The organism is Weissella sp. DD23 (assembly GCF_001579105.1).
Lineage (GTDB): Bacteria > Bacillota > Bacilli > Lactobacillales > Lactobacillaceae > Weissella > Weissella cibaria.
Map to the genome: position 1 here is coordinate 1 of NZ_KQ970423.1, position 886 is coordinate 886.

General features: G+C 48.4%; 1 protein-coding gene and 1 pseudogene. Both read left to right on the top strand.

Annotation, left to right across the window (positions count from 1 at the left end; genetic code table 11):
• Window positions 1-526: ABC transporter ATP-binding protein (locus WEIDD23_RS12005; RefSeq protein ID WP_156469660.1), on the top strand; the 526-nt coding region annotated here is incomplete at its 5' end.
• Window positions 519-886 (top strand): annotated as a pseudogene (locus WEIDD23_RS12010) (energy-coupling factor transporter transmembrane protein EcfT); the annotation flags it as partial. The gene WEIDD23_RS12005 and the pseudogene WEIDD23_RS12010, both read left to right, overlap by 8 nt.

The following is an 886-nucleotide window of genomic DNA, read 5'->3' on the forward strand; positions in this document are numbered from 1 at the left end:
GACCAAACAAATTGCAGCGACCGGCACAATTACCTGGGCCGAGCAAGATGCGCGCAAAATCAAAGCAAAAGCCTGGGCAAAACGGGTCGCTTTGATTTTCCAAACAGCCACGGACCAATTTGTAACCATGACCGTCGCGGAAGAGTTGGCTTTGTCACAACGTCAAACTGCCTACCCTGATTTTTGGACGGCTGAACGCGTGGCTGATGCGGTTGCCCAACTCAATCTAACCGGTGTGATGGATCACATTGTCTATCAACTATCAGGGGGCCAGCAGAAAAAACTACAAACCTTGGTCATGCTAATCATGGGACAACCAGTGCTCCTCCTCGATGAACCCTTAGCCGGTCTCGATCAGGATTCTGTCCAGGCAGTCATGACCCTGTTACAATCGACCGTGCACGCGACCCAGCAAGCCATTTTAATGATTTCACACCAACGACAAGGTTTGGCAGACTTCATTGACTATGAACTGGTATTTGCTGAACAGCAACTTCGTTTAGTTGGAGGTGCAACGCATGCCTAAATTGAATCCAACGGTTTTACTCGTCATTATGATTGGGATTGGCTTCCAAACAGCCTTCGTTAAATCAATCACGATGAATCTTATCGTAGCGGGTGTGACGTTACTTTATTTGCTATTAGCTGGTGTTAAATGGCGGTATCTCGGGGTGATGTTCGCAATTTCACTCCCCCTTGCCTTTGCGACGTGGGTGTCATTTATCGCCTTTGGGACAGGGAACACCACCCATTTGGCCTGGGTCTATGCAACTCGCTTGTATGCCTACCTCTTTTTAGGCGGGGCATTAACACTAACCGTCGCGGTGAAGGATTTATTGTTTAGTCTCCACCGACACGCCCATTTATCGAGTACTTTTACGTACGG